At 38.4% G+C, this 13119-nt stretch carries 10 protein-coding genes; 4 read left to right on the plus strand and 6 right to left on the minus strand.

The window, feature by feature from the left end:
• Positions 1–11: 11 nt before the first annotated feature.
• The 6 genes from H0173_RS12675 to H0173_RS12700 form a co-directional block, all read right to left on the minus strand.
• Positions 12–1043, minus strand: coding sequence for a S66 family peptidase (locus tag H0173_RS12675; protein WP_221846918.1), 1032 nt, complete (start codon positions 1041–1043; stop codon positions 12–14).
• Positions 1044–1109: 66 nt separating this feature from the next.
• Entirely contained in the window at positions 1110–2861 is a 1752-nt protein-coding gene (locus H0173_RS12680) for an ABC transporter ATP-binding protein (protein ID WP_221846919.1), read from the minus strand.
• A complete protein-coding gene (locus tag H0173_RS12685; RefSeq protein WP_221846920.1) occupies positions 2858–4600 on the minus strand; it encodes an ABC transporter ATP-binding protein in 1743 nt (580 codons plus the stop codon). The genes H0173_RS12680 and H0173_RS12685 overlap by 4 nt, the downstream gene beginning before the upstream one ends.
• A gap of 452 nt (positions 4601–5052) precedes the next feature.
• Positions 5053–6030 carry an ornithine cyclodeaminase family protein gene (locus H0173_RS12690; protein WP_221846921.1) on the minus strand — a complete coding sequence of 326 codons (978 nt, stop codon included), beginning with the start codon at positions 6028–6030 and terminating at the stop codon, positions 5053–5055.
• Between the two features lie 63 nt (positions 6031–6093).
• On the minus strand, positions 6094–7095 hold the full coding sequence (locus tag H0173_RS12695; RefSeq protein WP_221846922.1) for a proline racemase family protein: 1002 nt from the start codon (positions 7093–7095) through the stop codon (positions 6094–6096).
• Positions 7096–7405: 310 nt separating this feature from the next.
• On the minus strand, positions 7406–7972 hold the full coding sequence (locus H0173_RS12700; protein WP_221846923.1) for a GNAT family N-acetyltransferase: 567 nt from the start codon (positions 7970–7972) through the stop codon (positions 7406–7408).
• 99 nt (positions 7973–8071) lie between these two features.
• Here H0173_RS12700 and pdxR point away from each other — a divergent pair, with 99 nt between their 5' ends.
• From pdxR to H0173_RS12720, 4 genes are all read left to right on the plus strand, one after another.
• Positions 8072–9490, plus strand: coding sequence for a MocR-like pyridoxine biosynthesis transcription factor PdxR (pdxR, locus tag H0173_RS12705; RefSeq protein ID WP_221846924.1), 1419 nt, complete (start codon positions 8072–8074; stop codon positions 9488–9490).
• Positions 9491–9731: 241 nt separating this feature from the next.
• On the plus strand, positions 9732–10400 hold the full coding sequence (locus H0173_RS12710; RefSeq protein WP_221846925.1) for a response regulator transcription factor: 669 nt from the start codon (positions 9732–9734) through the stop codon (positions 10398–10400).
• Positions 10401–10403: 3 nt separating this feature from the next.
• A complete protein-coding gene (locus tag H0173_RS12715) occupies positions 10404–11900 on the plus strand; it encodes a HAMP domain-containing sensor histidine kinase (protein ID WP_221846926.1) in 1497 nt (498 codons plus the stop codon).
• 31 nt (positions 11901–11931) lie between these two features.
• On the plus strand, positions 11932–13035 hold the full coding sequence (locus H0173_RS12720) for a TolB family protein (protein ID WP_221846927.1): 1104 nt from the start codon (positions 11932–11934) through the stop codon (positions 13033–13035).
• Positions 13036–13119 lie beyond the last annotated feature (84 nt).

Genomic DNA, 13119 nt, shown 5'->3' on the forward strand with positions numbered 1-13119 from the left:
ATAAACCTCCATTACTCCACACCACTTTCTAAAATAGAAAAGGACTTCTTTTCACAGTCAATTCTCGCTAAAGCTCCATAAGGCAGTATGAACTTTGGTTCTGTATGACCGAAATTTAGATTGTATAGGATTGGCAGATTTTGCAGCTCATATTCTTTCATAACCTTTATGATTTCTTCTTTATACTCTTGATAATACATTTCATCTTGAGGCTTACCGAATATCATTCCATTGGCTTTTTGCAAGATCCCCTGTGCGGCATAATTACGGAGCCAATATCGGATTAAATTTGGATTTGGCTTGTCTTCTGACGATTCAAAGAATAGAATACTATTCTCCCAATATTTCGAATCTGGCCAAAGCTCCGTCCCCTTTGCAAACTCTAACACTTCAATACAACCGCCAATTAGACGTCCCTCAACAGTTCCAGATCCTTGCAGAACTTCATAGCCTTGATTGTGCTGCAATTTACGCCGCTTACTCTTATTTGCTTCATCCCAAGCTAAATATTCACTCGTCCATTCCTTCGCAGGTTCTATTTCACCGATCACTTCATCAGAAAAAAACGTTCGCTTTACCTTATCAATAGTGTAAGGATTCATCTCAACATTCTCTGCAAAATCTACTAAAATGGAAGGTCCATAATATGAGGAAATCCCAGCTTTATGACAAAACAAATGTGAAATCGTCACATCTGAATACCCCATAAAAATCTTCGGATTCTCTCTAATGACATCAAAGTCAATATACGGAAGCAGACGAATACTATCCTCACCGCCGATATTGGCAAATATCCCTTTTATGTTTTTATCTTTAAAAGCCGTCATCAAATCTTCTGCACGCGCCTGAGGATTCCTATATAAATAGTCAGCGCCTTTTAAACTGTTTGGCATTGGGACTACCTTTAAACCAAACACTTCCTCGAGCCTTTTTACCCCTTGCTCATAACGCCATCTTATTTCTGGTTCCCCTGCTCCTCCCCAGGAAGGACTAACTGTCGCAACCATGTCCCCTCGCTGAAGTTTCTGAGGTTTTCGTAACATATCTTCACCTACTCCCATGTAATTTAATTTTCATTAAAGCTGGGACAAGGGACCCGTCCCCTTGTCCTAGCCTACACTTACTTTTTTATGAAGTGATTTAGCCTGCATCTGATACATCTGATCATAAATACCGCCAAGTGCAAGCAGTTCATCATGTGTTCCCTGCTCTTTAATGACACCGCGTTCTAACACAAGAATTTTGTCAGCATTTTTAATTGTAGAAAGACGGTGTGCAATAATAAAGGTCGTACGGCCCTTTTTCAACACATCCATCGCATGCTGAATGATTTCTTCTGTCTCCGTATCTATATTGGATGTCGCTTCATCTAATATTAAGATCGCAGGATCAAAGGCAAGTGCCCGAGCGAAGGAAATGAGCTGCCTCTGTCCGGATGAAAGGGTGCTGCCTTTTTCAATAACCGGTTCATCAATTCCCTTTTCCAGATGGCCAAGCACACGCTCAGCTCCAACTGCCTTCAATGCATCTTCTACTTTTTCACGTGTTATTTTTGGATCATTTAAGCTCACATTCGAAGCAATTGTCCCCGTGAATAAATACGGATCCTGTAAAACTATGCCCATATGCTCTCGGATTGTTTGTCTTGGCAGGGCAGTAATGTCATTTCCATCAATATAGATCTTCCCTTTCGATGGATCATAGAATCGGAAAAGCAGGTTCATAATCGAGCTTTTTCCTGAGCCTGTATGTCCTACAAGCGCGACAGTTTCTCCCCGCTTTGCTGCAAAGGATAAATTCTTTAGCACGTATTCGTCGTCCTTATAAGCAAAGGATACATTGTCAAAAACAACATTTCCTTCATATCTCGGCATCGATTCCTCCGATACCTTTTCCCCTTCTGTATCTAGAACTTCAAACACACGATTCCCTGCAACGATCGAGCGTTCAAGCTGTGAAAACTGATTAACCACGTTCGTTATAGGGTTGAATAATCGTGTTAAATAATCAACAAACGCATAAAGAGTTCCTGATGAAACCATTTCAGCCGTTGTTAGTGATTGCGTTCCAAAGTAAACAATGAAAATCGTAAACATAATGAGACGAATCGTATTGACTAAGTTAAACGATGTAGCAGAATCTAAGAACAACAGCTTACGCTGATAGGCATAATGCTCTTCATTCATATCGTCAAATTCCTTCGTCATTTGCTTTTCCCGGCGAAAGGCTTGGATAATGGTCATTCCTTGAATAGATTCATTTATCATGGCATTAATATCAGCAATCTTTGTACGAATGACATTATTGTATTTGGAGGCATACTTTCTGTAAATAATCATCCAAATATAAATAATTGGAATCATAACAAGGGCGATCAATGCCATTTTCCAATTTAAAATAAACAAGGCAATATACACACCTGCTATGGAGATAAAACTTGTTGCAAAATTCGCAAGTACCTGCACATATAGATTTCTTAACGCTTCCGTATCGTTGGTCACACGCGCTACAATTTTACCAGCTGGGAGATTATCAAAATATTGTATTGGCAGGGTTTGAATATGGCCAAATACATCTTTTCGCAGCTTTTGAACAACACGGTTGGCCCCCATCTGCAAGAAAATATACATAAAGTAACGCAGAATAGCTGTAGCAATAGCCAAACCAAAATATAAACAAAGCAGCCAGGCTATAGGTTTTATTTCAATATTGCCCATGACCATATATTCATCAATAATATGCTTTGCAATAAATGGACCCGTAAGATCTGTAAATACAGCAACCGATAAGAAAAATAATCCTAGGAAAATCGGCCGCTTAAAATACATCGCGTATCTCACTAATCGTTTACTCGTACTCATGCGCCGCCTCCTTCTAGCTGCTGACGGTCAAATTGTTCCTTGTACCAGCTTTTATTCTTGAGGAGCTCTTCATGAGTTCCCTCTTCAATAATTTGTCCTTCATCCAGAACAATAATGTGATCGGCATGCTGCACACTAGAAAGACGGTGTGTTGTAATAATGGTTGTTTTACCGCTTCGTTCTGTTTGAATATTTTTAATAATACTTGATTCTGTTTTTGCATCGACGGCAGAAAGAGAATCATCCAGTATCAGTATTTCTGGGTCCTTAATAAGAGCACGTGCAATGGATACACGCTGCTTTTGCCCGCCTGATAAGGAAACTCCCTTTTCTCCAACTAAGGTTTCTAGACCCCTCGGGAGATTTTCTAAATCCTTTTCAAAATAGGCAAGACTAACAGCCTTCATTAAATCTTTCTCTGAGGCATCTTCTTTTCCAAATAAGATGTTTTCACGAATCGTACGCGAGAATAAAACATGATCCTGTGGTACATACCCAATCCAATCTAGGATTTGTTCTTTTGTTTGTGCCGCTATATCAGCTCCGCCAATCATTAACTGTCCTTTATCCAGTGGATATTCACGAAGGAGCTGTCTCAGGAAAGTTGTTTTCCCAGCGCCTGTTTTCCCTACAATACCAAGGGTTTGCCCCTTCTTTACAGATAACGAAATTTGCTGAAGGTTTTTCACCTGACTTGTTGGATATTGGAAGGTTAAATCATCAAATCCAATCTCACTAGGCTCTTTAATCGTTACTGGATCTTTATGGTTTTGAACGTCTGCTTCATAATTGAGTGTCTCCTGAACACGATCCAGCGAGGCATTCCCCTGCTGCATTACATTAATTAACTCCCCAATGGCGAATATCGGCCAAACCGCGAGACCTAAATAAACATTAAAGGTTACTAGCTGTCCAACAGACATTTCTCCGTTTGACACTAGAATTGCCCCATAACCTAGGGCCACTACATAACTGATCCCCGTTCCAATTTTCGTAATCGGCCCGAATAATGCATTGATTCTTGCTGTATGAATATTTTTCTCATACACTTCCTCACTCATGTCCGCGAAGCTCTTTTCATCTTTTTTTTCTTGGACATAAGCACGAATTACCCGTACACCGGCTACAGATTCTAGGACACTATCATTTAATACGCCAAAGGCGTCCTGAGCTTTCATATATCTTTCATGTACAAGCTTTCCAAAATGCTGAATCAGCACCGCCATAATAGGTACAGGCAGCATTGCAAATAACGTTAATTTCCATGAAATCATAAGGCCCATTGCACAAATAATCGCACCCAAATATATGGTGGAATCAATAAGGGTCATGATTCCAAACCCCGCCGTTAAAGAAACAGCGTTCAAATCATTTGTTGCACGCGCCATTAAGTCTCCTGTACGATTTTTCTCATAAAAGGTTGGCGTCATTCTTAAAAACTGAAGCATTAATTTCCGGCGCATCGTTCTTTCAAGATTAATGGCTCCTTCAAATAAACGGTACTGCCAAAAGAAGTTTAAAGCATAGCCCCCAATAATAATGCCAATAAAAATAAGAATATATTGCCCTAAAATAGCTTTTGTCATTTCCCCAGCTGCCAAAATATCAATAATGGAGCCTAGCAAATATGGTGGAACTACATCCAGCATGCTTGCCATCATTAATAAACAGATCGCCACTGTGTATTGCTTCCAATACTGTCCGAAGAACCAACTTAGTTTCCCTAACACATCAAACATATATCAAACCTTCTTTCCTGCTTTTACTTTGTATCTGGCTACCCACTATCTAGCGTTACCTTTTTGAAAATTAATCTTTTTTGCTTTTTCCACATCATCATCCGCTCCTTATTATTTCGTTACACTAAATATCTCAACAAAAAAAGATGCATACCCCAAAAAGAGCATGCATCTCCAAAAGGTATAGATGTGGCATCCATACCTTCATTTGTTAGAAAATCAACAATTAAACAGAATACAGGCATGGACAATGTATGAAATTTTGAAAGTGATCACGCATTTTTACAATTCTCATTGTCCTTACCTCCTTCTAAAAAATTGTTTAGTGTTATTGAAGATTACCACTTTTTTCATACAATTGTCAACTATCAGACAAGGAAATTATTGGATTATTTTCGCGAAATAGGGCAAGTTTCCCCTCCTAATACCCAAGGAAACTTGCCCTAATCGGTTTAAAAATTTATGCTCGTTCCTAAATTATATTTTAGTGCTTTTTCGTAAAAATACTTTGCCACAACAATATCTACCACTGCAAGCCCAACAGATTTAAATAGCGTAATTTCTTGGTTGCTTTCTCTTCCAGTTAATTCTCCATTTACAATTTGTCCAAGTTCACCATAAATATCATCAGGCTGGAAAACACCTTCTTTTATAGGAACTTGGAGGTCACCTGTTTCTTCAAGAGCCGCTTCGCTTGATTCAACTACTACTTTATGAGCGGAGACAACAGCAGAGGATGGAAGCTCTTGCATAGCAGGTCTAAACGAACCAACTGCATTCACATGAACACCTGGTTTCAGTCTCTCTGTAAATACTGGTGTAGACGAATTTGTAGTAGTGACAATTATGTCAGCGTCTCGTACTGCTTCGTTTGAATCTGAATATACTACCACACGTTTATGAAATGTCTGTCTAATATATTCAGCAAATTCATGTGCTTTCTGCTCCGTTCGGTTATAAAGAAAAATTTCCTCAATTTCTCGAACAGTCAAAACCGCTTCAAGCAGGCCCTTTGCCTGTTCCCCAGTTCCAATGATACATAGCTTCTTAGCATCTGGCCGGGATAAATATTTTGTTGCCACTCCTGATAGTGCACCTGTCCTAACCATCGTTATAAACGAACCTTCCATCAGTGCAATTGGTTCACCTGTTTGAAAATCGTTCAGCATAACAACTCCTGTTATGGTTTTCTTCCCTAAATCTTTATTATTAGGAGCTACAGTTACTACCTTTAACCCCACACCGCTAAGCTCTTCAGCCACTGATGGCATGATTAATGCTGTATTTTGGCCATTATGAAATGGAAGCGCTGCACGAATCGGTGTAACTGTTCTCTTTCCTGAAAATTCCTTTAAGGCAAGAGCTGCACATTCAATAATTTCATTCATATCTGCTAAACTTCGCAGTTCATCCGTATTAATGACTAGCATTTTTCCTCATCCTTATAATCATTTTTCTATAGCTACTTTTGATAAATTCAACTAACTCTGTTCCTACATTAATAAAAATCCTTTATTTAAGGGATCACGTGAATCTACAACAAATTGATGGAATCCCGTAATGAATGCATCCCCTGTTACTTTTGGAATAACCGCTTCATATTCGCCAACATTTGTTAATGACAATACTTCTCCAATAAAGTGCCCGCCTGTAATACTCTCATGAACGAAGCTTCCGCCTTCCTTGAGTACTCCTCTTTCATAAAGAGCAGCTACCCTTGCTGCAGTTCCAGAACCACATGGAGAGCGATCAACCTGCTTATCCGCAAATATTGTTACATTCCGTAAGTCTGCTCTGCTATCTTCCGGATTGTCGGAGAAAATAACCCCATAGATTTCGGAAATATCCTCATGTGGATGCTTTACTTTCATTTGTCCTTCAATATAATGTTTAATTTTGTCTCCCCATATTTGCAGGTCCCATAGGTCCTCGTTATTCACCTTTTTGCCAACTTCCTTGCTATCCACTATTGCGTAAAAAGCGCCGCCATAAGAAATATCTACATGGAACTCATAGCCATCAATTTTCACTGGAACATCTTTTTTATAAACAAAAGAAGGTACATTTTCAAAAGAGACAGATTCCACTTCATTACCATTGCATTTCGCATTGGCAACGACAGGTCCACACGGACAATCAATAATAAATTTCTGATTTTCATCCTTTAATTCAATCATGCCTGTCTCAATGGCCATTGTGACAACAGCAATGACCCCGTGACCGCACATTGTACTCCAGCCTTCATTGTGCATAAATAATACTCCAAGATCTGCACCAGGTGTTGCTGGCGGAGTAATGATACAGCCATACATTCCATGATGCCCGCGCGGCTCGTACATTAGCACTTCACGAATATGATCTAAATGCTCCATACAATATGCACGTCTTTCCAGCTGTGTTTCACCTTTAATTTCAGGCAGTCCTCCTGTAATAATTCGTAACGGTTCCCCTGAAACATGAACATCAATAGTAATAAACAATTTATCGTATCTCATCTTTTCTCCTCCAGCATCCGCAAGTTTTACCGTTATTTAATGCAACAATCATGCCAAAAGGAGAAATGTGACTTTTATCAATTTTCTGTCAGTAAAATTTACAATATTAATGATTAATGTATATTTTTATATACACTTCTCCATAGCAAGTGTCTAATTTTTTATACACATTAAAGAAAGCTGTGAAGAAACTTAAGAAAATGCCTACGGAGTAATTTATTGTTAAAGAACTTTTATCTAAATACATGAAAAGCAAGAGAAGGATTCTCTTGCTTCCATTTGCTATTCTCTTAATGCTATAACAGCCCGATTATTTCACATATTTTTCTCTATACTCATGCTCTAATAAACTCATTAAAATGGAGTCATGATATGAGTGGTTATAATACAGAGCGTCCCTTTGTACACCTTCGACCTTAAATCCTAATTTTTCATAAACATGTTTTGCCCTTTCGTTGTATGAAAACACATTCAATTCGATGCGGTGAAGGTTAACAATTCCAAATCCGTAATCAAGTAAAAGCAGCATCGCCTCACTGCCATAGCCCTTTCCCTGATGCGATGAATTGTCGATAGCAATACGGATATTAGCAGATCGGTTAAAGCTGTCAATATCCTGTAGTGCAATATCTCCGACTACTTCATCGGATTCCTTCAGGGCAATCAGATAAAGAAGACTAGACGTTTCATGAACTTTTCCCTCTAAATATTTATCAATTTGCTCCTTTGTATAACTGCGCTGCAGACCTGTAAGCCTTCTTGATTCAAGATTAAAAAGCTTCTCATAATAGTCTCTTGAGTCTTCAAGACTGATCGGTTTTAAATAAAGTCTCTTCCCTTCCAGGAAGCGAGCCGGTCTAATTGTTTTTTGTTCCATAACTAAATCCTCCTTAAAATCTTCTAACCACACATTACCAAATTACTGTATACTTTAAAATATACAGTTTTTGCAAAAATGAAAGGACAGAGGAGTACAATGCTATTTTTCCCCAAATTCAATTCTACGAAAGAAAACTTCTATTATGACCAGCTCTATGAACATATTAAATCTGAAATTATCTCTGGAAAAATTGCCAAAGGGACACACCTTCCTTCCATTCGTAAACTTTCTGACTTCCTCTCTATTAGTACAACTCCTGTTGAAACAGCCTATCAACAGCTCCTAGCAGAGGGATTTATTGAAAGCCGTCCCCGCAAAGGTTATTTTGTTCAGGAAGTTCCTCATGTACCCCTTTCCCCTAGAATGGAAAGCGATGAGGCTGCATCAACTATACAATTCCCGATTGAAGGTAAACAATCTTATTCCTATGACTTCCATATTTCTAAAAATGACTTTTCTTATTTTCCGATGCGAATATGGAGAAGGCTTCTAAACCAAGTCCTTCAAAATGAATATAGAAACCTGCTTTTTTACGGTGATGCACAGGGAGAAATGGGATTGCGTAACGAGGTAGCTACTTATTTGAATCACTTTCGCGGAGTCGTATGCTCCCCAGAGCAGATTGTAATTGGAGCTGAACAGCAGCAGCTTGTTTCTTTAATCTGCTTGATGCTCAAGACTCAAATAAACAAAGTAGGGGCCGAGAATCCAGGGTACCAGTTGATCCCTGGAACTTTTAAAAGCCACGGTTTTCACGTGACCCCCATTCAGGTGAATGAGGACGGCATTTGTATTGAGAGTCTTTACGAAACTGGTGTCCAGCTTATAAATGTAACCCCCTCTCATCAATTTCCACTGGGAATGACCATGCCAGTATCAACGAGATTCCAGCTGCTGGAGTGGGCTAGGAAAGTAAACGGATATATTATAGAAGATGATTATGATGGAGAGTTTTGTTATCGGAATAAACCTGTTCCTGCCCTACAAGGCCTGTCACCAGATGCAAATGTTTTTTATCTTGGAGGTTTCTCTCAAGCGTTAATGCCGGATATTTGCATTCATTACTTAGTACTTCCCCCTTCATTGGTGGATACTTATTACCAACTACGATCACAGCTTTTTATGGAACAGTCTTCCTCGCGTGTTTTTCAACGGACCTTACAGCTATTCATGGAACAAGGGCACTTTGAACGTCACATCCGAAAAATGAGGAATATTTATCAAAAGAAACATGACTGCCTTATCCAGTCGATTGAAACGTATATGGGCAGCCGTGTCCAAGTGATCGGAAAGAATGCTGGCTTTTATATTTTACTGCAAGTACACAGCGATAAATCAGAAAGGGAATTGCTGCAAAGGGCAATTGATTCAGGAATCAGAATCTCCTCAACCTCTTTTACATGGCTGAACACTAAAGAAACAGACTCTAAAGAATTCCTTATAGGGTTTTCAGGAATTGAGCTTGAAAAGATAGAAGAAGGAATTAAAGTGTTAAGCGAAGCTTGGTTTGGATAACTAATTTTAATGAAGGGAGGTGCCCTAAAGGTAACTTTAGTGGCTCCCCCTTTTTTGTATAATTCTAGGCAAAAGGTGATGCTCCGATAATGATTTTTAATGTTTCTCTCCCCCTTGCTTTATCGCATTGAATATCTCCCACATCAGATCTTCTTTTAGAAGATAATTTTTCTAACTAGCAATAAGTTAGCAACAAATTTTTAGTAAACTAGTTTTTAGGAAAGCGAAAGGAACGAATTTCATGAACAAAACCATTTTGATTATAGAGGATGAAGACTCCATTGCGGATATATTGGCATATGCACTACGAAAGGAGGGATTTTCCGTCCTTGCAGCCTCTACTGGAAAAGGAGCATTGGATAGACTTCAAGGAACAGAAATTGATTTAATAATTCTAGATTTAATGTTGCCTGACACAACGGGCTTTGAGCTGTGCAAAAAAATAATGGCAATTAGCAATGTGCCGATTCTCATGCTGACTGCCCGCGATGACATTGTTGACAAAATTTTAGGGCTTGAGCTAGGTGCCGATGATTATATGACAAAGCCATTTGATATTCGTGAACTCATTGCTCGTGTAAAGACTTTGCTTCGCCGGCAGCCGAGGGAGTCTTTATACAGCTTTTTAATAGTAAATGAGTGTATTAAGATTGACCCCCGTTCCCATTCCGTTTTCAAGAATAACGAAACTGTTACCTTGAAGCCGAAGGAATATGAGCTTTTATTATTATTTACTCAACATAAAAATCGTGTTTTTACCCGCGAAGAAATTTTAGACACCGTATGGGCCATGGATTTTGACGGTGGACTCCGCACTGTGGATGTTCATGTTCAAAGAATTCGCAAAAAATTAGATCCTTCCATTATTGAAACCGTATTTGGAACTGGCTATAAAATGAAGGGACTTTAATATATGAAATGGACAATTCGACGAAAATTTCTCATTGGGTTTATGATTCTATTTTCATTTTCTGCCCTCGTGTTTAATGAATTACTGGCAAAAACAATCGAAAATAATACGGCTAATTTTATTAAAAACGAACTAACAAAGCAGCAGTATACTTCGAAAGAATATATTAAACAGTTTTCTGAATTACACAAAGGTGATGATGACCTCTTTGTTAAATATGGCAGTACCATCGCTCAAGTATTAAGCAAGATGCATGCCCAAAGCGTTGCTCTATACAAAACAGATGGGGCTTTTTTATACGAGGCAGTTCCAATTGACAAACCGTTGTTAATGGAAAATCAAAAATACGAGCATGATGTGAATAAAACGAGCAGCACTGAACTGCAGCAAGCATTCCAGAACAAAGCTGCATACACACCAAAAAAGTTGGAAAAGGGAACCATTATTTACTTTGCCTATCCCGTCTATATCCAAGACAAATTCTATGGGGTCGTTCGGTTTACGGGTGACTACTCGGAGCTGTTCGATCATAATCAGAAGCTCTTAAATAGCTTCAAACTTCTCACGATTTTTTTATTTATTGGAGTATTTATTATCTCTTTACTTTTAACGAATCAAATTATTAAGCCGCTCCGATATTTAACAATTGCTGCAAAACGAATGGCCAGTGGCGACTACAACGAAATTTCAAATCAAAAAACATCGGATGAAATCGGTGAACTATCAAGCCAATTTCAGCATATGCAAAACGAAATCCGTTTACATATTGAAAAAATTCAAGAGGAAAAAGAAAAAGTATTGCTTCTAGAACAGAAACGAACTAACTTTTTCAACAATGTAACACATGAACTAAAAACACCACTTGCAACTATTTCAGGATACGCCCAAATTATCGGTGATCAGGACTTTAATGATGCCATTTTCCTGCAAAAGGCAGCATCTAAAATACATTCTGAAAGTGAACGTCTAAATGAAATGGTGACACAATTACTGTCCTTCTCAAAATCACAAGTGTCAGGTATTTGTAAAGACATGGAAGTGTTTGATCTATTGCCGTTGATTCAATCTATTTGTGAGGATATGGAGTTGAAAGCAAGAAAATATGCAATGGCTATCGAGATAAAGGGCAAATCCTACTTCGTTAAAGCGTATCGTGATGATATGCGTCAGGTAATCATTAACGTTATCGATAATGCGATTAAGCACGGAAAAGCTAACCGATCAATTCGCATTTTGGTAGACGAAAAAATAATCATTTCAAACGATTGTGATCAGATCCCTTCACAAATTTTGGAACAAGCATTTGAACCTTTTATTCACGAACATAGAAAAGATAGTCACGGCTTAGGACTTTTCATCTGCAAGCAAATCCTTGAACAATATGATGGAGCAATATCTTTACATTACGAAAATAACGAAGCAAGAATTGAAATTTCATTTCCTCTCTGGCAACAAGTCGGAAACAACTCATCACAAGTTAGCAATAGACCTGGACTATGATAATCATGTACTGAAAAAGGAGGAAAAATGAATGAAAAAAAAATTCCAAGGTCTAGCAGTGATAACATTAGTAGGGTTTGTTGCAGCAGGGTGTTCATTAACAGGGAAAGCAGATATGCAAAAAACGGTCACAATCAATGATAATGTACAACTTGAAAGCTCCCTAGCTGATAGTTCTTTAGCAGTGACGCATGAAAAATCAGTCAAACTACCAATAAAAGCTGATTACACTGGATTTCATGGCGACAAGATTTATTTCAATCAGGACGGCGGGGCTCACCTTATAAATACAGAAACCCTAGTCAAAAAGAAGCTTGCAGATAAACCATTTTTCGCCGTATCAGAAAATGGGAACCGTGCTCTATCATTAGTTAATCAAAAAATCTATGTGCTGGATTTTCAAACCAACTCCGAAAAATTAATTGGACATGGAACGGAAACGTATCCATATTATTTTGCAGATGCTGATGGAAAAGAAGTAATTCATGTTGAAAGTGGAGAACAAATTAAGGTCCATGTCATGAATGTAGACACATCGGAAGCCAAGACTTGGGAAATGAATAAGTGGTTTGAGACAAATAATTTCACTTTAACATCTGTTAAAAAAGATGAAAACGGCATTTATGTGGCAGCACAATCTAAAGAGCATGGCAAAGGACTCTATCATCTGGACTATAACGATAAGCTCAAAGTGATCTCAACATTGGCAGACATAAACTCAATGGATTATTATGATTTCATCGGACCAAACCAAATTATTTTTAGCGATTTGTACAAAGGCAAATCGGGAGTCTTCCTTATGAATTTACAATCAAATGAAGTAACACAGCTAGTGGCAGGAGGTAAAGACGAAGAGGGAATATGGGTGCCATTTTACAAATTATCACCGGACCATAGCAAAATCCTATTCGACACCCCTGTACAAGTCGAAAATGAATATAAAACGAATGTCTACATGGCAGAACTCGAAAATAATAAAATTAAAAATACCGTACGCATCTTAGAAAACGCTGACCTTTATGCAGTCATTTCGCTCACAGGCTCTTGGAGCGCTAATTCCAAAACTGCCTACATTAGCACATCCAAACCAGGAGACCCAAACATTCATACGGTTGAAATATTTAATCTTCAATAGGACAACGGGACGGGTTCACTGTCCCACTCGATCAAATTTGAAACCAAGTTTCCTTGCACCAAGATACACAAAATAGAGTAGGAA

The sequence above is a fragment of the Bacillus sp. S/N-304-OC-R1 genome (genome assembly GCF_019749375.1).
Classification (GTDB): Bacteria; Bacillota; Bacilli; order Bacillales; family Cytobacillaceae; genus Cytobacillus.

Coding starts and splice junctions, on each gene's coding strand:
- H0173_RS12695 (WP_221846922.1), bottom strand. CDS start 7,095: ATGAGATACGATAAATTGTTTATTACTATTGATGTTCATGTTTCAGGG.
- H0173_RS12700 (WP_221846923.1), bottom strand. CDS start 7,972: ATGGAACAAAAAACAATTAGACCGGCTCGCTTCCTGGAAGGGAAGAGA.
- H0173_RS12715 (WP_221846926.1), top strand. CDS start 10,404: ATGAAATGGACAATTCGACGAAAATTTCTCATTGGGTTTATGATTCTA.
- H0173_RS12675 (WP_221846918.1), bottom strand. CDS start 1,043: ATGTTACGAAAACCTCAGAAACTTCAGCGAGGGGACATGGTTGCGACA.
- pdxR (WP_221846924.1), top strand. CDS start 8,072: ATGCTATTTTTCCCCAAATTCAATTCTACGAAAGAAAACTTCTATTAT.
- H0173_RS12720 (WP_221846927.1), top strand. CDS start 11,932: ATGAAAAAAAAATTCCAAGGTCTAGCAGTGATAACATTAGTAGGGTTT.
- H0173_RS12710 (WP_221846925.1), top strand. CDS start 9,732: ATGAACAAAACCATTTTGATTATAGAGGATGAAGACTCCATTGCGGAT.
- H0173_RS12685 (WP_221846920.1), bottom strand. CDS start 4,600: ATGTTTGATGTGTTAGGGAAACTAAGTTGGTTCTTCGGACAGTATTGG.
- H0173_RS12680 (WP_221846919.1), bottom strand. CDS start 2,861: ATGAGTACGAGTAAACGATTAGTGAGATACGCGATGTATTTTAAGCGG.
- H0173_RS12690 (WP_221846921.1), bottom strand. CDS start 6,030: ATGCTAGTCATTAATACGGATGAACTGCGAAGTTTAGCAGATATGAAT.